Consider the following 22,393-nt stretch of genomic DNA (forward strand, 5'->3'; position numbering starts at 1 on the left):
CGGGGGCTTGCCGCGTGCCGTGACGCTCCGGCAGGCCGGGGGAGGCACCTCCCGCGGGCGCGCGTGTGATGGCCGCTACTGCACCGTGCGTGCCCTAAACTGACCGACATGACCAACATTCCCGCGGAACTCGCGTACACGGCAGAGCACGAGTGGGTCGAGGACCTCCACGAGGACGACACGTTCCGTGTGGGCATCACGGACCACGCACAGAGCGAACTGGGCGAGGTCGTCTTCGTCCAGCTCCCCGAGGTCGGGGACACCCTGGCCGCGGGGGACGTGGTGGGTGAGATCGAGTCCACCAAGTCCGTGAGCGACCTCTTCGCCCCGGTCAGCGGTGAGATCGTCGGCGTCAACGAGGAGCTCGTGGAGAACCCCGGGCTGCTCAACGAGTCTCCCTACGAGGCGGGATGGCTCTTCACGGTGCGTGCGGGCTCGGGGGAGGCCCCCGCGGACCTGCTGGACGCACAGGCTTACCAGCAGCTGCTGGACTAACAACGACACTTCACGTGAGGTGAGGGGATCCATGTCCAATCAAGAGAAGTCCGAGGCCGGGACCGGTCCGGAGACCACGTCCATCCAGATCGTCGCGGACGTGCTCTCGACCGCGGCGCACCACAAGCTGACGGAGGGCGAGCAGAACGCGGTGGCGTCCCTGCCCCCCGGCTCCGCCCTGCTGCTGGAGACCAACGGGGGGCTGACCGGCGCTCGATTCCTGCTGGACCGGGACGAGATCGTGGCCGGGAGGCACCCCGCGTGCTCGGTGTTCCTGGACGACGTCACGGTGTCCCGGCGCCACGCGGAGTTCATCCGGCGCGACCACACCTTCGAGGTGGTGGACCAGTCCTCCCTCAACGGGACCTACGTGAACAGCGACCGTGTGAACACCAAGGTGCTGGAGAACGGCGACGAGGTGCAGATCGGCAAGTTCCGCTTCACCTTCTACCATTCTGTGCAGAACGGGGCCTGACGCGCTCCATGTCTAAACCCGAGCAGCAGCAGACCACGCGGCTGGGCATCGGCGCCCTGCTGCGTCGGTTGCAACCCCGTTTCCCGGACCTGAGCGCGTCCAAGGTGCGATTCCTGGAGGACCAGGGGCTCGTGCACCCGCAGCGCACGGCGTCCGGGTACCGGAAGTACTCTGAGGAGGACGTTGAGCGTCTGGAGACGGTGCTGTCCCTGCAGCAGGAGCGTTACCTGCCCCTGCGCGTGATCCGGGACCGCCTGGACCGCGGCCTGGACCCTGCGGCCGGTTCCGAGCGCCAGGTCCCGGACGCGACGTCGTCGCCCTCCGTTGGAATGCAGCCGTCCGACGACGTCGCCGCCCCAGTCGCCGGGCCCCCCAGCGGGCGCCGCTACACCCTGCGCGAGCTCGCGGCGCGCTCCAGTTCCGAGGTGCCCCTGGTGCGCGAGCTACTCAACCACGGACTCATCGTGGAGCGCTCGGGAGAGTTCGACGACCGTGCGCTGGCGATTGCCGAGGCGGCGGGCCGGCTCAGCGGCTACGGCATCGAACCGCGCCACCTGCGGGTGCTGCGCGGGGCGTCCGAGCGGATCGTGGCCCTCGTGGACGGCAGTGTCTCGCCCCTGCGCAACCGGCGTGACCCGGAGACCCGGCAGATTGCCGTGCACCGCGCCAGGGAGATCTCGTCCCTGTGCCTGTCGATGATGTCCGCCATGGTGAACGCGCAGGTGGACGGCACCGTCCGCGGGCTAGAGGCTCAAGAGCGGTCCGGGAGCACCCGGTGAGCGCGGACGTCCTCATGGAGATTGCCGGCGTGCGCATGGACGTGCCCAGCGGTCAGCCCGTGGTGGTCCTCAAGGAGGCCGCCGGTGCGCGCCGGCTGCCCATCTGGGTGGGGACCAACGAGGCCACCTCCATCGTCTTCGCACTGCAGGGCATCCGGCCACCGCGCCCCCTCACGCACGACCTGCTGCTCTCGGTGGTCGGGGCGCTCGGCCGCAGCGTGACCGGCGTGGTCGTGCACACGGTGGAGGACACCGTCTTCCACGCGGCCATCACGTTTGACGACTCCACCGTGGTGGACGCCCGTGCCTCGGACGCCCTCGCGCTCGCTGCGCGCACAGGCTGCCCCGTCCGCTGCGCCACCGCCGTGCTGGACGAGGCCGGGCTGGTGCTGAGCGCGGACGGCGAACTGCGGGAACAGGCGGGGGACGCGCCACGGGAGGCAGAGGCTCAGGTGCGGGAGTTCCGAGACTTCCTGGACCAGGTGGACCCGGAGGACTTCCAGTCCTGAATCACCGTGCGGGCACCCGCGGCGGGTAGGCTGGCGACACGGTCGCAGCCGCGCGGTATGTCTTTGACCCGGTCCCCGGCCGGGTCTACCGTCGGAGGACATCACCCGAGCACCCGCCCGGTCATCCGGGAGCACCGGCCGAAATCACCGGGCGCGGTCCGTGCGCACCACCCCCCATCCACGAGGAGGACGCTTGAGCAACCCGGAGCTGCCGTTCGACGCGGCGCAGTTGCGTGCCTCCTCCCTGGCCGGTGGCACGCAGGAGATGCTCTTCTCGGAGGACCTCGGCAGCTACGACGAGACCGTGGGATTCCGCGGCCCCACCGCGTGCAAGGCCGCGGGAATCTCCTACCGCCAGCTGGACTACTGGGCCCGTACCAGCCTCGTGGAGCCCACCGTGCGCGGTGCGAAGGGATCGGGTTCGCAGCGGCTCTACAGCTTCCGGGACATCCTCGTGCTCAAAGTGGTCAAGCGACTGCTCGACACAGGGGTGTCCCTCCAGCAGATCCGCTCCGCCGTGGGCGCGCTGCGGCTGCGGGGGATGGAGGATCTCACCCGGCTGACGCTGATGTCCGACGGCGCGAGCGTCTACGAGTGCACCTCCCCGAACGAGGTGATCGACCTCGTGCAGGGCGGCCAGGGCGTGTTCGGCATCGCCGTGGGACGCGTGTGGCGCGAGGTGGAGGCCACGCTCGCCTCGATGCCTGCGGAGCACGCGGCCCTCGACGGGTCATCCCAACCCGACACCTTCCCGGAGGACGAGCTCTCCGCCCGCCGCGCAAGGCGGCGCAAGAAGAACGCGGGCTGACGCGGCGTCGTCGTGCCCGGTCCGTCACGCCCCCACCGAGGCATCAGTGCAGCATGCCCTGGAGGATCGAGCTGAACCGCCCCGCGAGGTCCGAGGCAGCGGTTCCCGGCCAACGGTGCACGGGCCACGCCGCGCCCTGGGCCTGCTGCACCACGGGGGCGTCCGGCAGCACGGGGTCTACCACGAGCTGGCCGAAGAGTTCCTGCAGCTCCCGCAGGCGGTGGTGCTGCTCGTCGGAGCCGTCCCGGAAGCGGTTCACGACCACCCCGGCATCGGGCACTGCCCAGATCCGTGAGGTCTCGAACTGCGCGAGCGCGGACATCGTGCGCTTGGTTCCCGCCACCGAGAAGAGCGACGGCTCGGCCACGGAGAGCACCATGTGGGAGGCCGCCCAGGCCATGCGCGTCAGGGCGCTCAGGGTGGGTGGGCAGTCGATCAGGACGAGCTCGTAGCGCTCCAGCCCGTGCAGGACGGTCTCGAGTCGTTTGAGGTCCTTGGTCCGGAACGCCGCGTGGTCAAGGTGAGACGACGCCGCGGAGCCGGGGGCGACGTCGAGCACCGGCCGTCCGACGGCCGGGGAGCCGGCGGGCTGCCAGCCGGGATCCTGCTGTGTGCCGCTGACCTCGGGGGTGATGGGGTGCCGCGTCCACGGTGACGGAGCTGCGACCGCAGCAAGTCCCCCTTTACGGGGACGGCGCAGCACACTGCCCACGTCCTGGCCCGCCCGGGCGTGGACCCCGAGCGCAGTGGAGGCGTCGCCGTGCGGATCGAGGTCCACCACCAGGGCGGGGACCCGAGCCTCCAGGGCCGCCGACGCGAGTCCCAGGACCACCGAGGACTTACCCACGCCGCCCTTGAGGCTGCTGATGCTGACGATCTGCACGGATCACCCTTCTGTCATCTGAAATGGGGCTTTACAACCCACAGGTACATGCTAATCGGTGCAGTTCCCGGTGGCGGCGAGGGCGGATCGCGTGGCGGGGGGCCCGGCGGTGGACACGAAACGGCGGAGAGGGTCGTGTGAGGTGGCGCTCACGTAAGATGGATCCCGGTACTCGACCCCTCACCCAGTGCGCGGCGGCCCACCGGTCCCGCGCGCGGAAACGACAGCAATGTTCTCCAAAATCCTGGTGGCAAACCGCGGCGAGATCGCCATCCGCGCCTTCCGAGCGGCGTACGAGCTCGGAGCCAAGACCGTGGCCGTGTTCCCCTACGAGGACCGCAACTCGATCCACCGTCAGAAGGCGGACGAGGCCTACCACATCGGTGAGGACGGCCACCCCGTCCGTGCGTACCTGGACGTCGCGGAGATCATCCGCGTGGCCAAGGAGTCCGGCGCGGACGCGATCTACCCCGGTTACGGCTTCCTCTCCGAGAATCCGGAGCTCGCGCGTGCCGCGGCCGCGGAGGGCATCACCTTCGTGGGCCCGCGCGCGGAGATTCTCGAGCTCGCCGGCAACAAGGTGGCGGCGCTTCGCGCGGCCCGCCGCGCCGGGATCCCCACCCTGGAGTCCTCGGACCCGTCCTCGGACAAGGAGTTCCTGATCGCCGAGGCCGAGAAGATCGGCTACCCCGTGTTCGTGAAGGCCGTGGCCGGCGGCGGTGGGCGCGGGATGCGCCGGGTCGAGGCGCCCGAGCAGCTCGCCGACGCACTGGACGCCGCCATGCGCGAGGCGGACACCGCGTTCGGGGACCCCACGGTGTTCATCGAGCAGGCCGTGCTGCGCCCCCGCCACATCGAGGTCCAGGTGCTCGCGGACAACGACGGTGAGATTGTGCACCTCTTCGAGCGGGACTGCTCGCTGCAGCGCCGCCACCAGAAGGTCATCGAGATCGCACCGGCCCCGCACCTGGACGAGGAGATCCGGGAGGCGCTGCACCGCGACGCCGTGAAGTTCGCCAAGGAGCTGGGCTACGTCAACGCCGGCACGGTCGAGTTCCTGGTGGACACCGCCGGGGAGCGGGCCGGGCAGCACGTGTTCATCGAGATGAACCCGCGCATCCAGGTGGAGCACACCGTGACCGAGGAGATCACGGACGTGGACCTTGTGCAGTCCCAGTTGCGGATCGCCGCGGGGGAGTCGCTCTCGGAGCTGGGCATCTCCCAGGAGGACCTGCGGGTGCGCGGTGCGGCGCTTCAGTGCCGCATCACCACCGAGGACCCGGCCAACGAGTTCCGCCCGGACGTGGGCAAGGTCTCTGCCTACCGCTCGGCCGGTGGCGCGGGGGTGCGCCTGGACGGCGGCACCCTCTACGCGGGGGCGGAGATCTCCCCGCACTTCGACTCCATGCTCGTGAAGCTCACGTGCCGCGGCCGCGACTACGAGACCGCCGTGCTGCGTGCGCGCCGTGCCCTCGCGGAGTTCCGCATCCGTGGCATCGCCACCAACATCCAGTTCCTGCAGGCCGTGCTGCACGACAAGGACTTCCTGGCCGGGGACGTGGCCACGGACTTCATCGAGAACCACCCGGGTCTGCTCAAGGGCAAGGGCTCGGCGGACCGCGGCACCCGCGCGCTGAACTACCTCGCGGAGGTGACGGTCAACAAGCCCCACGGCGAGCGCATCGACGGCATGGACCCGCGCGACAAGCTCCCGCACTACCCGGGGGACAAGCGGGACGAGCCCTTCCGCAGCCCGTTCGACGGCCCGTCCTCCCACGAGGTGCCCTCCGGCTGGCGCCAGGTGCTCCAGGAGCAGGGGCCCGAGGGCTTCGCGCGCACCCTGCGGGACTACGAACCGCTCGCGGTGACGTCCACCACGTTCCGTGACGCCCACCAGTCACTGCTGGCCACCCGCGTGCGCACCCGCGACCTGCTCGCGGCGGCACCCGCGTACGCGCACCTGCTGCCGGGGCTGCTCTCGGTCGAGGCCTGGGGCGGTGCCACGTACGACGTCGCGCTGCGCTTCCTGGGGGAGGACCCGTGGGAGCGGCTGCGGCTGCTGCGCGAGGCGATGCCGAACATCCCCATCCAGATGCTGCTGCGCGGGCGCAACACCGTGGGGTACACGCCGTACCCGGTGGAGGTGACCAACGCGTTCGTCGCTGAGGCGGCCGAGACCGGCGTCGACATCTTCCGGATCTTCGACGCGCTCAACGACGTCGAGCAGATGCGCCCGGCCATCGAGGCGGTGCGAGCCACGGGCACCGCGGTGGCCGAGGTGGCCCTGTGCTACACGGGCAACCTCCTCGACCCGCAGGAGAACGTCTACACGCTTGACTACTACCTGGACCTCGCGCAGCAGTGCGTGGACGCCGGCGCGCACATCCTGGCGATCAAGGACATGGCTGGGTTGCTGCGCCCGGAGGCCGCGCGGCGTCTCGTGGCGGCCCTGCGCGAGCGCTTCGACCTGCCGGTGCACCTGCACACCCACGACACCGCGGGCGGGCAGCTCGCCACGCTGCTCGCCGCCGCGCAGGCTGGGGTCGACGCCGTCGACGCCGCATCCGCGTCCATGGCCGGCACCACGTCCCAGGTCTCGGGCTCCGCGCTCGTGGCCGCGCTCGAGAACACGGACCGGGACACCGGACTTGACCTGGACGCCGTGAGCGACATGGAGCCCTACTGGGAAGTGGTGCGCTCCATCTACAAGCCCTTCGAGTCCGGGCTGACCGGGCCCACCGGCCGCGTGTACCGCCACGAGATCCCGGGCGGGCAGCTGTCAAACCTGCGCCAGCAGGCCATCGCGCTGGGGCTCGGGGAAAAGTTCGAGGCGATCGAGGACATGTACCACGCCGCGGACCGGATGCTGGGGCACCTGGTCAAGGTCACGCCGTCGTCCAAGGTGGTGGGCGACCTCGCCCTGCAGCTCGTGGGCATGGACGTGGACCCCGCCGAGTTCGAGGCCGATCCCCGCAAGTTCGACATCCCGGACTCCGTGATCAACTTCCTCGCCGGCGAGCTCGGCACCCCGCCCGCGGGCTGGCCGGAACCGTTCCGCAGCAAGGCGCTGGAGGGACGCACCGTGCACCTGGCGGACGAGGAGCTCTCGGAGCAGGATGTCGAGGAGCTCGCCCAGCCGGGTGAGGTGCGCCGCGCGGCCCTGAACCGGCTGCTCTTCCCCGGCCCCACGCGCGACTACCAGAACTCGCGCACCAAGTACGGGGACATCTCCCTCCTGCACACCCGCGACTTCCTGTACGGGCTGAAGCAGGACCACGAGCACGTCATCTCGCTCGGCAAGGGGGTGCGGCTGCTGGTCACCCTGCAGGCGATCTCCGAACCGGACGAGAAGGGGATGCGCACGGTCATGGTGACCCTCAACGGTCAGCTGCGCCTGCTCGAGATCCGCGACGAGTCGGTGAAGTCCCAGGCCGTGGAGACCGAGAAGGCGGACACCTCCAAGCCCGGGCACGTGGCGGCACCCTTCGCCGGTGCGGTCACGGTCACGGTCTCCGAGGGGGCAAAGGTCGCCGCGGGGGACTCAGTGGCCACGATCGAGGCCATGAAGATGGAGGCGTCCATCACTGCGCCGGTCTCGGGCACGGTCTCCCGCGTGGCACTTGCGGACACCGCGCACGTCAGCGGCGGGGACCTGGTGCTGGTGATCGACCCCGAGTGACGGATCCCGCCGCCCCGCCTGTCCCCGGACGCGCGGGGCGGCGGCCTAGGATGGGGCGTATGCGTTCTTTCGACCTGATCATCGTGGGCTCCGGCTCCGGCAACTCCATCCTCACAGACGAGTACGCGGACCTCGACGTCGCCATCGTGGAACCGGGCCGGTTCGGCGGCACGTGCCTGAACGCGGGGTGCATCCCCACCAAGATGTATGCCTACCCGGCCACCGTGGGGGACCAAGCGCGGGACGCCATACGGCTGGGCCTGGACGCCGTGATCGAGGGTGTGGACTGGCCCGGCATGCGGGATCGCATCTTCGCCCGGATCGACGCGATCTCCAAGAACGGGCTGCAGTACCGCGAGTCGCTCGACAACGTCACGGTGATCCAGGAGTACGTGCACTTCGTGGAACCCAAGGTCCTCGAGACCGAGTCCGGGCAGCGGATCACCGCCGATGAGATCGTGCTGGCCAACGGTTCGCGGGTCAGCATCCCGGACGTGCCGGGTACCGACCTGCCCGGGGTGCACACCTCGGACACCGTGATGCGCCTGGACGAGTTCCCCCGAGACGTCATCGTGGTGGGCGGCGGGTACGTGGCCGCCGAGTTCTGTCACGTCTTCCGCGGACTGGGCGCCTCCGTGACCCAGCTCAACCGTTCGCAGCGCTTGTTGCGCGAACACGACGACACGATCGCCGAACGCTTCACGCGCGAGGCCGCCGAACAGTGGGACCTGCAACTCGGGTGGACGCTGTCCGGGATCGAGCGTGCCGAGGACGGCCGCCTGACGGTGTTGGCGCAGGCCTCCGACGGTTCCGGGCAGCACTGGGACGGCACCGCCGACGTCGTCCTGCTGGCCACGGGGCGCGTCCCCAATGCGGACACGCTGCGCCCGGAAGCCGCCCACCTGGACGTCACCGGTGGCGGACTGCTCGCCGTGGACGAGTACCAGCGTGTGCTCTCGGACGGGGAACCCGTGACCGGCCTGTGGGCCCTCGGGGACGTGTGCTCCCCGTACCAGCTCAAGCACGTAGCCAACGCCGAGGCCCGCACGGTCTCCCACAACGTGGTGCACCCGCAGGATCTGCGCGCGACCGATCACCGCTACGTGCCGTCCGCGGTGTTCACCGAACCGCAGATCGCGTCCGTGGGCATGACCGAGGTCCAAGCCCGCGACTGGGCCGCCCGGAACGGCGAGCAGATCACGGTTAAGGAACAGGACTTCGGGGACGTTGCCTACGGCTGGGCCATGGAGGACCACGCCGGGATCTGCAAACTCATCGCGAACGCCCGCACCGGCGAGCTGCTGGGGGCACACCTCATCGGCCACGATTCCTCCAACCTGATCCAGCCGCTCGTCCAGGGCATGTCCTTCGGGCTGCGGGCCCACGAGATGGCACGCGGGCAGTACTGGATCCACCCAGCGCTCGCGGAGGTCGTGGAGAACGCCCTGCTGGGCCTGGACGTCCCTGGCCAGCACGTCAGGGACTGACGGCCACGCCGTGCCAGGGCCCGCCGATCAGAATGCGCCCTGGTGCGCAGGCCGGGCTCAGGCCGCCGGATCCCGCCAGGCCCCGGCACACTGATGCCGTCGTGGCCTGCGCGCCGCGACGGCTGTGACCCGCGAGCCAGTGCCGCTGGCTCCCACCCCAGCGCCGCCGGCCCCGTGGGTTCCGGTGCCGCGCCGTCGTCCCCTGCTTCTACTTCGCGTAGATGCCCTCGATGACATCAACGAAGTCCTCAGCGACCTTGGCTCGCTTGAGCTTGAGCGAGGGGGTCAGGTACCCGTCCTCCACCGTGAGGTCCTCCTCGAGGATCCGGAAAGCTCTGATGCTTTCCGCGCGGGAGACCCTGGCGTTGGCGTGGTCCACGATTTTCTGCACGTGCGCGATCACGGCGTCCTCGTGGCCGGCGCGCGCCGGGTTCATTGCGGGGTCCAGGCCGAGGCCCCTCAGAATTGTGGGAAGGGTGTCCGGGTCCAGCGTGATGAGCGCCGCCACGAACGGGCGGTTGTCTCCCACCACCATGATCTGACCCACGGTGGCCGAGGCCCGGATGGGATCCTCGAGCTGCGTGGGGATCACGTTCTTGCCACCGGCGGTCACGATGATCTCCTTCTTGCGCCCAGTGACGGTGAGCAGCCCCTCCTCGTCCAGGTGGCCGAGGTCCCCGGTGGCGAACCAGCCGTCGTGGAAGACCTCCGCGGTCTTCTCCGGCAGCCCGTTGTAGCGGGCGAAGACGTTGGAGCCGCGCACGAGGATCTCGCCGTCCTCGGCGACCGCGATCTCGTTGCCCGGGATGGGGTGGCCCACGGTGCCGATCCTGTTGATCGCCGGGAAGTTGCCGGCAATGGGCGCGGTGGTCTCCGTGAGCCCGTAGCCCTCCACCACGTAGACGCCGATGCCGTTGAAGAAGTGTGCGAGGTGCTCGCCGAGCGACGCCCCGCCCGACACGGCGTAGCGGACCTCGCCGCCCATGGCCTCGCGCAGCGTCGAGTACACGAGCTTGTCGTAGAGCCGGTGGCGGAACTCCAGCCACGGCGGGACGTGCCCGTTCTGCGAGGCCTTGGACCACGCGGCGGCCGTGGTCACGGCCCGTTCGAAGATGAGCTTCTTGACGGGGGAGCCCGCCTGCGCCTTGAACCGGGCGCCCACCAGGATCTTCTCGAAGACCCGGGGCACCGCGAGGATGAACGTGGGCTTGAACCGGGCGAGGTCGTCCATCAGCTGGGAGACGTCCGGGGTGTGCGCGAGGGTGATCCCGGCGTCCAGTGACGTGACCTCCACGAAGCGCGCGAAGACGTGGGCGAGCGGCAGGAACAGCAGGGTGCGGGCACCCTCGGCCATGATGGGTCCCGCCACGGGGATCGTGTTCTGCGAGCACGCCACGAAGTTGCGGTGCGTGAGCTCGCAGCCCTTCGGCGGGCCCGTGGTCCCCGAGGTGTAGATCAGGGTGGCGGTGTCGTCGAGGGAGACGCCGTCGTAGGGGCCGGTCAGGTCCGTTCGCCCCGAGCCCGCGGCCACGAGTGCGTCGAGGGAGAGCTCGTCCGACGTCGTGTCGAAGACGCAGATCCGCTGTGCGGCCGGGAACGCAGTGATCTCCGCGGCCGCGCGCACGCGGTCCGCGAGCTCGTCGGTCTCCGCGAAGACCGCGACGGCCTCGGAGTCCGAGAGGATCCACGCGATCTGGTCAGGTGAGGAGGTGTCGTAGACCGGCACGGGAACCGCCCCGAGCCACCACAGCGCGAAGTCCGCGAGGCTCCACTCGTAGCGCGTGCGGCTCAGCAGCCCCACGCGGTCCCCGGCACCGATGCCCCGGGCGGCCATGCCCCGGGCCAGCCCGACGACCTCGTCGCGGAACTGCCGGGCGGTGACGTCCCGCTCGCGCCCCGGCGCGAGGACCGTGTAGAGGACCGCATCGGGTGTCTTCTCCGCACGCTCCGCGAGGATGTGGGCGGTGCCGGGGTACGGCAGGGGATCGACGATGGCGGGGGCACTGACGCGTCTCATGGGGAACCTTCCTGGTGAGATCGAGCCTCAGCCTACTGTGTGTTTCCGTTCATACACCGGCGCGACGCTCGGGTGACGGCGCGATGCGCGGACGACGGCGAGGCACTCAGACCACGGCGCCGTCGTCGTCCTCCGGGGCGTCCTCGGGCAGCGCCCGGAAGACGAGGACAAGACCTGCCACGATCCCGGCGATCCCCGCAACCCACACGAGCCCGGGCAGGGGGCCGGGCAGCAGGGCGAGGCCCAGCATGATCACAAGGACCGCCAGGATCACGCCCAGAGCCCGCAGCATCGCGGGGGAGATCCCGCTCGTCACGGGGCCCGGGTCAGGGTCGTAGCGTTCGTCGGCGGGATCCTCCGTGAGCTCCGGGGGAATCCCGTCCGCGGGCTGCTCGCGGGGCTCCCAGGGAACATCCTCCGCCCAGGGCTCCAAGTCCTCGTCGTCACGAGGGACGTCGTCCCAGCTGTTCGCGCGGATGATGCTCTCGAACGGGTCCTCGGAGGGGGTGCGCCCGCTCATGCCCGGTCCCCGTGCAGGAACGGCTCGCCGCGGGAGAGCCGCTGCACGGCGTCGCGTGAGGTGGCCTCGACGACCGGGGCGTCGCGGTCGAGGGTGGCCACGTGGTAGCTCTCGTGCAGGGGGACCACCAGAACCTCGCCGCGGCTGCGCCGCGCAAGCAGGTCTGCGGACGACCCGGAGACCACGTGGTCTTCGTCGGAACGGAACACCACGGCCGGTGCCGTGACGGCGGGGAGCATCCGCACGGTGTGGTGCATCAGGGTGTTCAGCTGGGCCACGGCGGCCAGGGGAGTGCGGTCGTAGGCGGACTCCAGGCCCGCGGGGTGCTTGATGTCGCTGCCAATGCCCTCCAGAGAGGGCACGGCCGGGGCGAGAACGTGACTGAAGCGAGCCATCCGGTTCACCAGCGCCAGGGCGGGGTTCACCAGCAGCACGCCGGCGACGTCCCGCCGCGCGGCGGTGTGCAGCGCGAGCGCGCCGCCCATGGACAGCCCGCACACCACCACGTGCTCGTGCTCCCGGCGCAGCGCCCAGTACTCGGCGTCCACGGCGTCCCGCCAGTCCTGCCAGTGCTGTCCGGCGAGGTCCTGCCAGCGGGTGCCGTGACCCGGCAGGAGGGGGACGCGCACGCCCGGGTGGGCGCCGTCGTCGTCGGCGGCCGTGTGGATCGCCCGCGCCCACTGTGCCACGGAGGCAGTGGTCGAGGTGAAGCCGTGGAGCACCAGCACTCCCACGGAGGAGGTGCCGGGAAGGGACAGGGGGCCGTGCCGCGGATCAGGAGACATGGCGCCATTGTGCCAGCCGCCCGCCCGCCCCGTGAGACAATCGCCCGTGGACGCCCGGCCACGGGCCCCGCTCCCGGCGACGACGACGGACCCGCCCACCACCCGCACGGTGCGGCGCGTCCACGAAAGGCTCCCACTGATGGTGTACATGTTCCTGCGGACCTATGTGGTGGCGCCGGTGGTCAACCTGATCTGCCGCCCCATGGTGATCGGCCTCGACAACGTCCCCGCCGAGGGCCCCGCGATCCTCGCGAGCAACCACCTCTCCGTCCCGGACTCGATCTTCATGCCCGTGGCCGTCCCCCGCCAGGTCTACTTCCTGGCGAAGTCCGAGTACTTCACCACCCCGGGCCTGCGCGGGCGGGTCGTCGCGTGGTTCTTCCGCGCCATCAACCAGATCCCCATGGACCGCCGTGGGGGACGGGCCAGCGCGGAGTCCCTCAGCGCGGGGGGCCAGGCGCTCGCCGAGGGCAAGCTCGTGGGCATCTACCCGGAGGGAACACGGTCGCCGGACGGGCGGCTGTACCGGGGGAAGATCGGCGTGGCCCGGCTCGCGCTCGAGACGGGGGCCCCTGTGATCCCCGTGGCCATGCACGGCACCGACCGCATGCAGCCCCTGGGCTCGCGCTTCCCGGACCCGCGCCGCGCGAAGATCACCACCACGTTCGGCGAGCCCATGGACTTCTCCCACCTGATGTCCCAGCACGGGGACCACGCCACGCTGCGGCGCGTGACCGACGAGATCATGGCGGCCATCCAGCAGCTCTCCGGGCAGGAGCGGGCGGACGTCTACGCCGCCGACCACAAGCGCTGGCTTGCGCAGGAGAAGGCCCAGGAGAAGTCCGGAGGCCTGTCCACCCAGGCGCGCGAGGTCGCCCAGGCCACGAAGGAGAAGGGCCGCGCGGTGACGGACGCGGTCTCCCAGCAGGCCGGCGCGCTCGGGGAGAAGCTGCGGGACCGTTCACATGACGGAACGGACGAGCGGGGCCCGCGCTGAACGGCCTACACTGTCCGAATGAGTTCCCTGACCCTGCCTGAACAGTTCCGATCCCCGGCCTCGTCCCTGCGTGCCGCGAACTACCCCGGCCTGGACGACTGGCGGGGCAAGACCATCGGCCAGCACCCCCAGTGGGCGCAGCACCCTGACTTCGCGCGGTCCATCGAGGAGCTCAACACGGTGCCGCCGCTCGTCTTCGCGGGCGAAGTGGACCGGTTGCGTGCCCGCCTCGCGGAGGTCGCCAACGGCGAGGCCTTCTTCCTCCAGGGCGGCGACTGCGCCGAGACCTTCGAGGGCGCCACGGCGGACAAGATCTCCGGGCGCGTGCGCACCCTGCTGCAGATGGCCGTGGTGCTCACCTACGGTGCCTCGATGCCCGTGGTGAAGATGGGCCGCATGGCCGGGCAGTTCTCCAAGCCGCGCTCCTCGAACGAGGAGACCCGCGACGGCGTGACCCTGCCCTCCTTCCGCGGCGAGATGGTCAACGGCTTCGACTTCACCCCGGAGTCCCGCGAGCACGATCCGAACCGGATGCTGCGCGGCTACCACACCTCGGCGTCCACCCTGAACCTGATCCGCGCGTTCACCCAGGGCGGCTTCGCGGACCTGCGCCGCGTGCACCAGTGGAACATGGGCTTCGCCGCCAACCCCGCCTACTCCCGGTACGAGACCATGGCGCGGGAAATCGACCACGCGGTGAAGTTCATGGCCGCGTGCGGCGCGGACTTCGACGCGCTGCGCACCACCGAGTTCTTCGCGGGCCACGAGGCGCTGCTGCTCGACTACGAGCGGGCCCTCACGCGCATTGACTCCCGCACGGACCTGCCGTACGGCACCTCCGCCCACTTCCTGTGGATCGGGGAGCGCACCCGCGAGCTCGACGGCGCCCACGTGGACCTGCTCTCGCGGCTGCGCAACCCCATTGGCGTGAAGCTCGGCCCGGGCACCACCGGCGAGGACGCGCTGCGCCTGATCGACGCCCTGGACCCCGAGCGCGAGCCCGGACGTCTGACGTTCATCACCCGCATGGGCGCCAAGAACATCCGAGAGAAGCTTCCCCCGGTCATCAAGGCGGTCCAGGAAGCGGGCGCCAGGCCCGTGTGGGTCACCGACCCCATGCACGGCAACACGGTGTCCCTGCCCTCCGGGTACAAGACCCGCAACTTCGACGACGTCGTGGACGAGGTGCGAGGCTTCTTCGAGGTGCACCGTGAGCTGGGCAGCTTCCCCGGCGGCATCCACGTGGAGATGACGGGCGACGACGTCGCGGAGTGCCTGGGCGGCTCGGATCCCGTGGCCGAGTCCTCCTTCGCGGAGCGCTACGAGACGCTGTGCGATCCGCGGCTGAACCACATGCAGTCCCTGGAGATCGCGTTCCTCGTGGCGGAGTACCTCTCGAACGAGAACTGACCGGGCCGAGACCGGCTGCACAACGACTGGCCGGGCCTGGACCGGTGGCGTCAGAACCGGTTCGTCACGGGATCGCCCCGGCACCACCTCGCGAGGTGGTGCCGGGGCGATTCACGTCTGCGGGTGCCGCCGCCACCGAAGCCGGCTGCGCGGACTGTGTGCTCAGAGCACGGTCAGGAAGACGGTGTCGCCCTCCTCGCGCTGGCTCACCACGCGGTGCAGGTGGGAGCCCACGGGAGCAGAGACCTCCACCGTGTAGCCCTTCGCCTCGAGGGTGCTGCGCGCCTCCTCCTCGCTCTGGCCGACCACGTTCGGCGGATCCCCCTGCGGGCTGTCCGCCGCGACGGTCAGGTCCACAGCCGTGCCCTCGTCCACGCTTGCGCCCGCGGCGGGGGACTGCGAGACCACGGTGTCCACGGCCTGGGTGGAGTAGGTGCTCGTCACCGTGCCCACCGTGAGCCCGGCGTCCGTGACCGCGGTCCGTGCGGCGTCGGCGGAGAGACCCGTGAACGCGGGGACGTCCACGCGGGCCGGTCCCTCGGAGACGAGCAGGTTGACCTGCTCGATGCCGCGCACGGAGGCGGAGGCGGCCGGGTCCGTGGAGATCACGGTGCCCTCCGGTGCGTCCCGGCTGGTGGTGGAGCGCACGCCCACGTTGGAGATTCCCGCGGCGTTCAGTGCGCGCTCTGCGCTGGCGGCGTCCTGCCCCGCCACGGCGGGAACAGTGGCGGACGCGGTGCCCGGCGCCGAGCCCAGCCACCAGCCCAGGAATCCTGCGACCGTCAGCAGCAGCGCGAACAGGATCACGGCGACCGCCACGTGCAGCGGTGTCAGGTTCGGGTTCAGGCGGACGCGCGGAGTCTCGGGGGAGCGGCGCGCAGTGGAGCCGGACTGCCGGCCGGCGCGGGCGCCCACTGCGGTGGTGGTTCCGGTGGCCTCCGGGTCGTAGCTCGGAAGGATCGGGGAGGTGGGCGGGCCGCTGCGTGGCGTTCCCATCACGCGGGTGGCGTAGGGATCTGGGCGGATCGTGGCGGTGCGCTCTGCGGTGCCCAGCGCCTCCGTCGCGGCCTCGCCGCCCGGTGCGCCATCCCCGAGGGTGCCGGAGTCAGATGCGCTGCCCAGACGATTCCGGGCGTCGAACGCCTCGGTTGCCATCTCGTCCCCGTGCCGCGTGGTGGTGCCGAACACCTCGGTGGGTGCCTCGCCCGCGGACCCGGCGCGGGCGGCGTCGCCGTCGAGCGCGGAGAGCGGTTGCGTCAGTGCGGTGTCGAGGGAGGGCGGGTCCTGGGGCGCCGGCAGGGAACGGCGGATGGCGAGCGCGAGGTCCAGCAGTGCGGCGGCGTCCACGGGCCGGCGGGAGGCATCGCGCGCGGTGGCTCGCAGCACGAACTCGTCCAGGGCGGGCGGCACCCCGGGGACGACGCCGCTCGGGGCCGGGACGTCGCGGCTCACGTGGGCGTTGACCACCTGCAGGGCGGTGCCCGTGTAGGGGCGGGAGCCCGTGAGCATCTCGTACGCCATGATCCCCACGGCGTAGACGTCGCTGCGCTGGTCCACGGGGCCGTCCCCCACGAGCTCCGGGGCCGCGTAGCCCACCGTGCCCAGGACGGTCGCGCTCGCGGTGTGCTCGTCCACGGCGCGCATCAGCCCGAAGTCCGCGACCTTGACCTGGCCGTCCTCGGTGAGCAGGACGTTCTCGGGCTTGACGTCCCGGTGGATCAGACCGATCCGGTGCGCCTGCGCGAGGCCGCGCAACACCGGGACCAGCAGGTCCAGGGTCCGCCGCGCGGAGAGCGGAGCCTCGCGTGCGATGACCTCCCGCAGCGTGGGCCCGGCGACGTACTCGAGCACGAGGTAGAGCTCGCCCTCGCGGGTGTGCCCCTGGTCCAGGACGGAGACGACGTTGGGGTGCTGCAGCCGGGCCGCGGACTTCGCCTCGCGCTGGGCCCGCCGCACGAACGAGGAGTCGTCCGCGAGGTGCGGGTGCATGATCTTCAGCGCCACGGGCCGGTCGAGGCGCTCGTCGAGCCCCTCGTACACGGTCGCGGAGCCGCCGCGCGCGATCCTGCGCCGGACCGTGTAGCGGTCCTCGAGCAGGGTTCCCTCGCGGGGGTCGTTCGTGCTGCTACTGGGCAAAGTCTCGTTCCTGTGCGCTCACGGCCTTCACGTACGCCTTGGTGTCGGGGTACATACCGTACGTCCGCACGCCGTGCAGACCCTGGTAGTAGGCCGCGACGCCCACGTCCTTGGACGGGGCCCTGTCCTGCAGCTCGCGGATGATCGCCACCCCGGCCGTGACGTTGTCGCGGGGGTCCAGCAGGTCCAGGTTCTGACCCACCATGGCCGAGGCCCACTCTCCCGCGGCGGGGACCACCTGCATGGTGCCCACGGCGTCCGCGGGGGAGACCACCGCGTGGCGGAAGCCCGACTCCTGGGAGGCGTGCGCCAGCGCGAGCGCGGGGTCCACGCCCATGGAATCTGCCGTGCTGCGCACCAGCTCCCGCAGCTCGTCGGCGGACGGCTGGGCGCGAGCGGCGAGCTGTTGGCGGTGGGCGTCCGCGGAGGCGACGACCTCGGTGGGGTACGTGCGCCCGGCCATCGACGTGGGCCCCGTCGGGGCGGAACCGGCGGCGCCGTGGGCCGGGCGGGCCCCGGCAGTGGTGTCGGCTGCGGCTGCGGTGTCCGTGGTGTCCAGGGGATCCTCCGACGACGTCGTACGGCCACTCTGTGCCCCATCAGGGGCAGGCACAGCGAGACTCTGCCCGGGGCGCAACCCGGCACCTGCCGGGAGGCCGTTGGCGGCCGCGAGGTCCGCGACGCTCACCCCGTGGCGCAGCGCGAGGTCCCAGAGGGTGTCACCGGAGGCCACCGTGTGACGGGCGACGGGGTGGGAACCGGTGCGGGCGGCGTCGTCGCGCTCGGCGCCGTCCATCGAGGTGCTGGCCCGCGTGGCGCGCTCATTCGCGGCACCTGCCTGCGTGGCGGTGGGCAGCGTGAGGCGCTGGCCCGGTCGGAGCATCCCGTGCGCCGGGACGTCGTTGGCGGCCATCAGCTGGGTGACCGTGACGCCGTGGGCGGTGGCGAGGGACCAAAGGGAGTCCCCGGGCCGCACGGTCACGGACGAGGAGCCCGTCTGCTGGGATGCGTGGACGCTCTGCGCCGGGGCGGGGGCTGCTTGGGCGGGACCGACGGTCCCCAGTGCGGTGAGGGCCGCAAGAGCGGCGGCCGAGCCCTGCGCGGCGCGGCGACCCCACGCGGGTCGCGGGGAGGGGCGGTCGTGGGGCGGCTCAACCGGCATGTTCGCGATTCCTGCCTCGGGTGGGGGAAGTAGGGGGTGCACGCGGTGCGCTCGCGGGCGGCGCGTGTCCCCACCAGATTACCCGACGACTCCGGCCCGGCCCCGGGGGTGTGAGCCTGGCGCCGCGCCGTGGCAGAGTAGTGCCCGTGAACTACGCAACGGATCTGACACCCGAGGAATTTGCCGAGCTGGATGCGCTTGTGGGCGAGTGGAGCTATCTGCCGGACATCGCCGAGGCCATGGACGTGCAGGTGACGCGAGTGCACCGGCTCATGGACGACGGCTCCCTGCTCGAGGTCCGCCGCCCCGAGGACCGCGTGCGCGTGGTGCCCGCCGAGTTCATGGACGGCTCCCACCCCCTCGACTCCCTCAAGGGCACCGTGGGTGTGCTGCGCGACGCCGCGTTCACGGACGCGCAGGCCATCCGCTGGCTCTTCACCGCGGACGAATCCCTGCCGGGCCGCCCCATCGACGCGCTGCGGCGCGGTCAGAAGACAGAGGTGCGACGGCGGGCCCAGGCTCTGGGCTGGTAAGGCACGGGCCCGGTTCTACCGGGCGCGCCGCACGGCGGCGTCGGCGAGGTTGCGCAGCCCGGCCCGGCTCACCCCGTCCGTGGCGAGGGCGGCCAGGCCCTCGTCCGAGGTGGTCACCAGCGAGTCGATGAGCTCCTCCGAGCGCGCCAGCGCGCCACTGTCACGGATCAGTGTGCGGGCCCGGTCGACGTCCCGGTCGCCGAGTTCCGGGGTGCCCAGCACAGAGTCGAGCCACGCGTTCCCGGCGGGGTCGCCGTACTGCGCGCACAGCGCCACCAGGGCGGTGCGCTTGCCCTCGCGGATGTCGTCCCCGGCGGGCTTGCCCGTGGTCTCGGGATCCCCGAAGACTCCCAGAACGTCGTCGCGCAGCTGGAAGGCCTCCCCGAGGGGCAGGGCGAAGGCGGTGCACGCGGTCAGGAAGGCGGGTCCCGCCCCGGCCAGTGCGGCACCGATGCTCACGGGGTGCTCCACCGAGTACTTGGCGGACTTGTAGCGCAGCACGGTCATGGCGCGCTCCAGCTGCTCGCGGGGATCCTGCGGGGCCGGGGAGACCTCGGCGTGGATGTCGAGGTACTGGCCCACCATGACCTCGGTGCGCATGGTCGAGAACAGCTCGCGAGCCCGTGCCGCGGCGGGCGCGGGGACCCGGGCCGCGGCGTCGGCGAAGAGCTGCTCTGCGAAGGACAGACTCATGTCGCCGGTGAGCACCGCGGCGCTCACCCCGAAGTGCTCGGCGTCCGCGGCCCAGCGGGACTCACGGTGCAGCGACTCGAAGACCCGGTGCACGCTCGGGTTCCCGCGGCGGGTGTCCGAGCGGTCCAGGATGTCGTCGTGGATCAGCGCGGCGGTCTGGAACAGCTCGAGCGCCGCGGCCGCGATCTCGGGCTCGGGCTCGTGCGCCCCACCGCCAGCCGCGCGCCATCCCCAGTAGCACAGCCGCGCCCGCAGCCGTTTGCCGCCGTGGGTCAGCCGCTCGATGGCGTCCACGAGGTCCGTGGCGGAGGGCGAGATGCCCGTGACGCGCTCGCGCTCGGCGCGGAAGAACTCCCGCAGCCGGGCGTCCAGCCGGGCGGAGAACTCCCGGTCCTGGAGCGCTGCGGTCGCGGTCGCGTCGGAGGGGGTCATGCCGGGGCACCTCTGTTCTGGGGAAGTCGCTCCGCAGGAGTTCTGCTGCGCCCGTCCAGCCTAACCGGCCGCCGCGGCGTGCGTGTCGGAGCCTCCACCTACTCTTGCACCTGGAATGCCGATGGGCGCGGTTGCGGGAGGAGCGGGATGGCGGGTCCGAGTGCGGAGCAGCTGGAGCAGTACCGGCGCTGCGCGATCCTGCACGTGGACATGGACATGTTCTACGTGGGGGTGGAGCTTCTCAACGCCCCGCAACACCGGGGCCGGCCCGTGATCGTGGCGGGCTCCGGCGCCCGTTCCGTGGTGCTCTCCGCGTCCTACGAAGCCCGCGAGTACGGCGTGCACTCGGCCATGCCGCTGATGCAGGCCCGCGCGCGGTGCCCCTCCGCCGTGCTGTTGGAGCCGCACAAGGAGGCCTACGCGCACTACTCGCGCATCGTCATGGGAATCTTCCGCTCGGTCACGGACCGCGTGGAGCAGCTGAGCGTGGACGAGGCGTTCCTGGACGTCTCAGGGGCCATCAGACGCTGCGGACCGCCCGTGGAGATTGCTCGGCGGCTGCGGCGCGAGATCCAGGAGTCTACCGGGCTCACGGCGTCGGTGGGCGTCGCCGAGAACAAGACGGTCGCCAAGATCGCTTCCGCCTACTGCAAGCCGGATGGGCTGCTGGTGGTCGCCCCAGAGCACACGCGCGCGTTCCTCGCCCAGCTGCCCGTCAACAAGCTGTGGGGCGTGGGCCGGCGCACCACCGAGACGCTGCAGGCCGCCGGTCTTCCCACGGTGGGCGACATCGCGACCACCCCGCTTCCCCGCCTGCACTCGCTCGTGGGGGCGGCGGCAGGCGCCCACCTGCACCAGCTGGCCAACGGGCACGACCCCCGCCCGGTGACACCCGTGCGGGAGGAGAAGAGCCTTGGTGCCGAGCGCACGTTCGAGCGCGACGTCGCCGAGACCGCCGCCCTGAAACGGGTGCTGCTCGGGCTCAGCCACGACACCGCGGCCCGGCTGCGCCGACACGGGCTGCGCGCGGGGCGCGTGGGACTGAAGCTGCGCTACGCGGACTTCGCCACGATCAGCCGCTCGCGCACGCTCGGGCACCCGGTGACCTCCGCGCACGACCTCTACTCCGAGGCCTGCGCGCTGCTCGACGGGATCGGTCCGCGGCCCCAGTCCGTGCGGCTGCTCGGGGTGCGGGCCGAGAAGCTCACGGGCAGCGAGCACGCCCTGCAGCTGAGCCTGGACGGTCGTGAGGCGGAGTGGGGTGCGGCGGAGGAGGCCATGGACCGGGTGCACCACAAATTCGGCCCCGGGACGCTGCGCCCGGCCAGACTCATGGAGCCCACGATGCCAAACCGCCCCGCACGGGATATTCTGGACGACACGTGAGGCTCGCCCGCCCCACGCTCAACCCCTCAGGAGGAATCGTGCCTCTCTCCGAGCACGAACAGCAGCTTCTCGCCCAGCTCGAGAAGCAGCTGCACGAAGAAGACCCCCGCTTCGCATCCACCATGCACAAGGAGGCGGCGCGGGGCCGCGGCTCCATGCGCAACCTGGTGCTGGGCGTGGTGATTGCGGTCGTCGGGCTGGGCGTCCTGCTGACCGGTGTCTCCACCCACCTGATCGTCGTGGGGGTGCTCGGCTTCGTGCTCATGGCCGTCGGCGCGTACGTGGCCACCCTGCGCAGCAGTGCCGCCCCCGGCGGGGCCACGGGCAGGGGGCGCTCACCGCGGCCACCCCGTGACAGCTCCTCCGGTTCCGGAAAGTCCTCCACTTTCCTCCAGAACCTCGAGGAGAAGTGGGACAGACGCAACCAGGGCGGGCGCTGAGCCCCCTACCACCACAGATTCGGACCTCCCGGTCCAGCACAAGCTCCCCGGCACACCGCCGGGGAGCTCTTTTCGTCTCAGCCCTCGTCAGCCCCGGTTCACGGGCCAGGAGAGGGCGCCGGGTGCGCGACGTCGGGCTCCGGCCCAGGTTCTCGAGCCGTGTCGTGGAGCGGCTCTGCATTGACGGGGGAGGACTGTGGAGTAAAGTGGAGGACGGTAGAGAAGCGGGGTCGGGCTGGCCCTCATCCGAAGGCGGTGGCGATGTTTCTCGGAACATACGAGCCGCGCCTGGATGAGAAAGCACGGCTGATCCTTCCGGCCAAGTTCCGGGCTGAACTGGCGGACGGACTGGTGCTGACACGAGGGCAGGAACGCTGCCTCTACGTGTTCAGCGCGCAGGAGTTCGCCAGGGTGCACGAACAGATGAGAGCGGCACCGCTGTCGTCGAAGCAGGCCAGGGACTACATCCGCGTTTTTCTCTCCGGGGCCTCGGACGAGATCCCGGACAAGCAGGGCCGCATCACCATTCCCGCGTCACTTCGTTCGTATGCGGGCCTGGACAGGGAACTGGCGGTGATCGGGGCGGGAAGCCGCGCCGAGATCTGGGATGCGGCCGCCTGGCAGCAGTACCTCGCGGAGAAGGAAGCGGCCTTCTCCGACACCGAGGACGAGGTGATACCCGGTCTCTTCTAGGGAGCGGGAGCAGCCGGAGGTGCGCACGCGACGTCGCCGGTCGTGAGATCTCCAGCCGCCCACGTCACCGTCCT

General features: G+C 71.1%; 20 protein-coding genes. 13 read left to right on the forward strand and 7 right to left on the reverse strand.

What is annotated here, in order from left to right:
• Positions 1-108: 108 nt before the first annotated feature.
• From gcvH to ABD264_RS00305, 5 genes are all read left to right on the forward strand, one after another.
• Positions 109-495 (forward strand): glycine cleavage system protein GcvH, encoded by a 387-nt coding sequence (gcvH, locus tag ABD264_RS00285; protein WP_055083111.1) that lies wholly within the window; start codon positions 109-111, stop codon positions 493-495.
• Positions 496-526: 31 nt separating this feature from the next.
• Entirely contained in the window at positions 527-970 is a 444-nt protein-coding gene (locus ABD264_RS00290; RefSeq protein WP_094393696.1) for an FHA domain-containing protein, read from the forward strand.
• A gap of 8 nt (positions 971-978) precedes the next feature.
• Positions 979-1,749, forward strand: coding sequence for a transcriptional regulator FtsR (gene ftsR / locus ABD264_RS00295; protein WP_344203434.1), 771 nt, complete (start codon positions 979-981; stop codon positions 1,747-1,749).
• Positions 1,746-2,258, forward strand: a complete 513-nt coding sequence (locus tag ABD264_RS00300; protein WP_126874316.1) for a bifunctional nuclease family protein — start codon at positions 1,746-1,748, stop codon at positions 2,256-2,258. The genes ftsR and ABD264_RS00300 overlap by 4 nt, the downstream gene beginning before the upstream one ends.
• A 265-nt stretch (positions 2,259-2,523) precedes the next feature.
• Positions 2,524-3,066 (forward strand): MerR family transcriptional regulator, encoded by a 543-nt coding sequence (locus tag ABD264_RS00305; RefSeq protein ID WP_232300221.1) that lies wholly within the window; start codon positions 2,524-2,526, stop codon positions 3,064-3,066.
• Between the two features lie 43 nt (positions 3,067-3,109).
• On the opposite strand, the gene ABD264_RS00310 is transcribed toward ABD264_RS00305, so the two are convergent.
• On the reverse strand, positions 3,110-3,949 hold the full coding sequence (locus tag ABD264_RS00310) for a ParA family protein (protein ID WP_144942763.1): 840 nt from the start codon (positions 3,947-3,949) through the stop codon (positions 3,110-3,112).
• 229 nt (positions 3,950-4,178) lie between these two features.
• On the opposite strand from ABD264_RS00310, the gene ABD264_RS00315 reads away from it, so the two are divergent.
• Both ABD264_RS00315 and ABD264_RS00320 read left to right on the forward strand, forming a co-directional pair.
• Positions 4,179-7,628 (forward strand): pyruvate carboxylase, encoded by a 3,450-nt coding sequence (locus ABD264_RS00315; RefSeq protein WP_303105595.1) that lies wholly within the window; start codon positions 4,179-4,181, stop codon positions 7,626-7,628.
• A 59-nt stretch (positions 7,629-7,687) separates the two neighbouring features.
• Positions 7,688-9,115 carry a mycothione reductase gene (locus ABD264_RS00320; RefSeq protein ID WP_055083099.1) on the forward strand — a complete coding sequence of 476 codons (1,428 nt, stop codon included), beginning with the start codon at positions 7,688-7,690 and terminating at the stop codon, positions 9,113-9,115.
• Positions 9,116-9,323: 208 nt separating this feature from the next.
• Here the strand turns inward: ABD264_RS00320 and ABD264_RS00325 are convergent, their stop codons facing one another.
• The 3 genes from ABD264_RS00325 to ABD264_RS00335 all read right to left on the reverse strand — a co-directional run bounded on the left by ABD264_RS00325 (position 9,324) and on the right by ABD264_RS00335 (position 12,437).
• On the reverse strand, positions 9,324-11,132 hold the full coding sequence (locus tag ABD264_RS00325) for an AMP-dependent synthetase/ligase (RefSeq protein ID WP_303105593.1): 1,809 nt from the start codon (positions 11,130-11,132) through the stop codon (positions 9,324-9,326).
• Between the two features lie 106 nt (positions 11,133-11,238).
• The gene (locus tag ABD264_RS00330) at positions 11,239-11,652 is read right to left on the reverse strand and encodes a hypothetical protein (RefSeq protein WP_055083095.1); all 414 of its coding nucleotides are present in this window, start codon (positions 11,650-11,652) and stop codon (positions 11,239-11,241) included.
• A complete protein-coding gene (locus ABD264_RS00335; protein WP_344203444.1) occupies positions 11,649-12,437 on the reverse strand; it encodes an alpha/beta hydrolase in 789 nt (262 codons plus the stop codon). Before ABD264_RS00335 ends, ABD264_RS00330 begins: the two co-directional genes overlap by 4 nt.
• A gap of 139 nt (positions 12,438-12,576) precedes the next feature.
• Here ABD264_RS00335 and ABD264_RS00340 point away from each other — a divergent pair, with 139 nt between their 5' ends.
• Both ABD264_RS00340 and ABD264_RS00345 read left to right on the forward strand, forming a co-directional pair.
• Positions 12,577-13,434: a lysophospholipid acyltransferase family protein gene (locus ABD264_RS00340; RefSeq protein ID WP_344203447.1), complete on the forward strand. Its 858-nt coding sequence runs from the start codon at positions 12,577-12,579 to the stop codon at positions 13,432-13,434.
• Between the two features lie 18 nt (positions 13,435-13,452).
• Positions 13,453-14,844 carry a class II 3-deoxy-7-phosphoheptulonate synthase gene (locus tag ABD264_RS00345; RefSeq protein WP_344203450.1) on the forward strand — a complete coding sequence of 464 codons (1,392 nt, stop codon included), beginning with the start codon at positions 13,453-13,455 and terminating at the stop codon, positions 14,842-14,844.
• 162 nt (positions 14,845-15,006) lie between these two features.
• On the opposite strand, the gene ABD264_RS00350 is transcribed toward ABD264_RS00345, so the two are convergent.
• Positions 15,007-16,980, reverse strand: a complete 1,974-nt coding sequence (locus tag ABD264_RS00350) for a protein kinase domain-containing protein (protein ID WP_145010881.1) — start codon at positions 16,978-16,980, stop codon at positions 15,007-15,009.
• Positions 16,970-18,142 (reverse strand): LysM peptidoglycan-binding domain-containing protein, encoded by a 1,173-nt coding sequence (locus ABD264_RS00355; protein ID WP_344203456.1) that lies wholly within the window; start codon positions 18,140-18,142, stop codon positions 16,970-16,972. Before ABD264_RS00355 ends, ABD264_RS00350 begins: the two co-directional genes overlap by 11 nt.
• 140 nt (positions 18,143-18,282) lie before the next feature.
• On the opposite strand from ABD264_RS00355, the gene ABD264_RS00360 reads away from it, so the two are divergent.
• Positions 18,283-18,675 (forward strand): Rv2175c family DNA-binding protein, encoded by a 393-nt coding sequence (locus tag ABD264_RS00360; protein ID WP_186366723.1) that lies wholly within the window; start codon positions 18,283-18,285, stop codon positions 18,673-18,675.
• A 15-nt stretch (positions 18,676-18,690) separates the two neighbouring features.
• Here ABD264_RS00360 and ABD264_RS00365 read toward each other — a convergent pair whose 3' ends face one another.
• Positions 18,691-19,800: a polyprenyl synthetase family protein gene (locus ABD264_RS00365; protein WP_144942771.1), complete on the reverse strand. Its 1,110-nt coding sequence runs from the start codon at positions 19,798-19,800 to the stop codon at positions 18,691-18,693.
• Positions 19,801-19,947: 147 nt separating this feature from the next.
• On the opposite strand from ABD264_RS00365, the gene dinB reads away from it, so the two are divergent.
• The 3 genes from dinB (at position 19,948) to mraZ (ending at position 22,319) form a co-directional block, all read left to right on the forward strand.
• Positions 19,948-21,186, forward strand: coding sequence for a DNA polymerase IV (gene dinB, locus ABD264_RS00370; protein WP_303105586.1), 1,239 nt, complete (start codon positions 19,948-19,950; stop codon positions 21,184-21,186).
• Between the two features lie 38 nt (positions 21,187-21,224).
• Positions 21,225-21,626, forward strand: a complete 402-nt coding sequence (locus ABD264_RS00375; RefSeq protein WP_303105585.1) for a DUF3040 domain-containing protein — start codon at positions 21,225-21,227, stop codon at positions 21,624-21,626.
• A gap of 261 nt (positions 21,627-21,887) precedes the next feature.
• Complete coding sequence (mraZ, locus tag ABD264_RS00380) at positions 21,888-22,319, forward strand: division/cell wall cluster transcriptional repressor MraZ (protein ID WP_290499155.1); 432 nt, start codon at positions 21,888-21,890, stop codon at positions 22,317-22,319.
• Positions 22,320-22,393 lie beyond the last annotated feature (74 nt).

The organism is Kocuria salsicia, from assembly GCF_039532055.1.
In the GTDB taxonomy this organism is placed as follows: Bacteria; Actinomycetota; Actinomycetes; order Actinomycetales; family Micrococcaceae; genus Kocuria; species Kocuria salsicia.

Bases quoted from the DNA above. Each gene is read 5' to 3' on its own strand.
- gcvH (WP_055083111.1), top strand. From the start codon at position 109: ATGACCAACATTCCCGCGGAACTCGCGTACACGGCAGAGCACGAGTGG.
- ABD264_RS00290 (WP_094393696.1), top strand. From the start codon at position 527: ATGTCCAATCAAGAGAAGTCCGAGGCCGGGACCGGTCCGGAGACCACG.
- ftsR (WP_344203434.1), top strand. From the start codon at position 979: ATGTCTAAACCCGAGCAGCAGCAGACCACGCGGCTGGGCATCGGCGCC.
- ABD264_RS00305 (WP_232300221.1), top strand. From the start codon at position 2,524: ATGCTCTTCTCGGAGGACCTCGGCAGCTACGACGAGACCGTGGGATTC.
- ABD264_RS00315 (WP_303105595.1), top strand. From the start codon at position 4,179: ATGTTCTCCAAAATCCTGGTGGCAAACCGCGGCGAGATCGCCATCCGC.
- ABD264_RS00320 (WP_055083099.1), top strand. From the start codon at position 7,688: ATGCGTTCTTTCGACCTGATCATCGTGGGCTCCGGCTCCGGCAACTCC.
- ABD264_RS00325 (WP_303105593.1), bottom strand. From the start codon at position 11,132: ATGAGACGCGTCAGTGCCCCCGCCATCGTCGATCCCCTGCCGTACCCC.
- ABD264_RS00330 (WP_055083095.1), bottom strand. From the start codon at position 11,652: ATGAGCGGGCGCACCCCCTCCGAGGACCCGTTCGAGAGCATCATCCGC.
- ABD264_RS00335 (WP_344203444.1), bottom strand. From the start codon at position 12,437: ATGTCTCCTGATCCGCGGCACGGCCCCCTGTCCCTTCCCGGCACCTCC.
- ABD264_RS00340 (WP_344203447.1), top strand. From the start codon at position 12,577: ATGGTGTACATGTTCCTGCGGACCTATGTGGTGGCGCCGGTGGTCAAC.
- ABD264_RS00345 (WP_344203450.1), top strand. From the start codon at position 13,453: ATGAGTTCCCTGACCCTGCCTGAACAGTTCCGATCCCCGGCCTCGTCC.
- ABD264_RS00355 (WP_344203456.1), bottom strand. From the start codon at position 18,142: ATGCCGGTTGAGCCGCCCCACGACCGCCCCTCCCCGCGACCCGCGTGG.
- ABD264_RS00365 (WP_144942771.1), bottom strand. From the start codon at position 19,800: ATGACCCCCTCCGACGCGACCGCGACCGCAGCGCTCCAGGACCGGGAG.
- dinB (WP_303105586.1), top strand. From the start codon at position 19,948: ATGGCGGGTCCGAGTGCGGAGCAGCTGGAGCAGTACCGGCGCTGCGCG.
- mraZ (WP_290499155.1), top strand. From the start codon at position 21,888: ATGTTTCTCGGAACATACGAGCCGCGCCTGGATGAGAAAGCACGGCTG.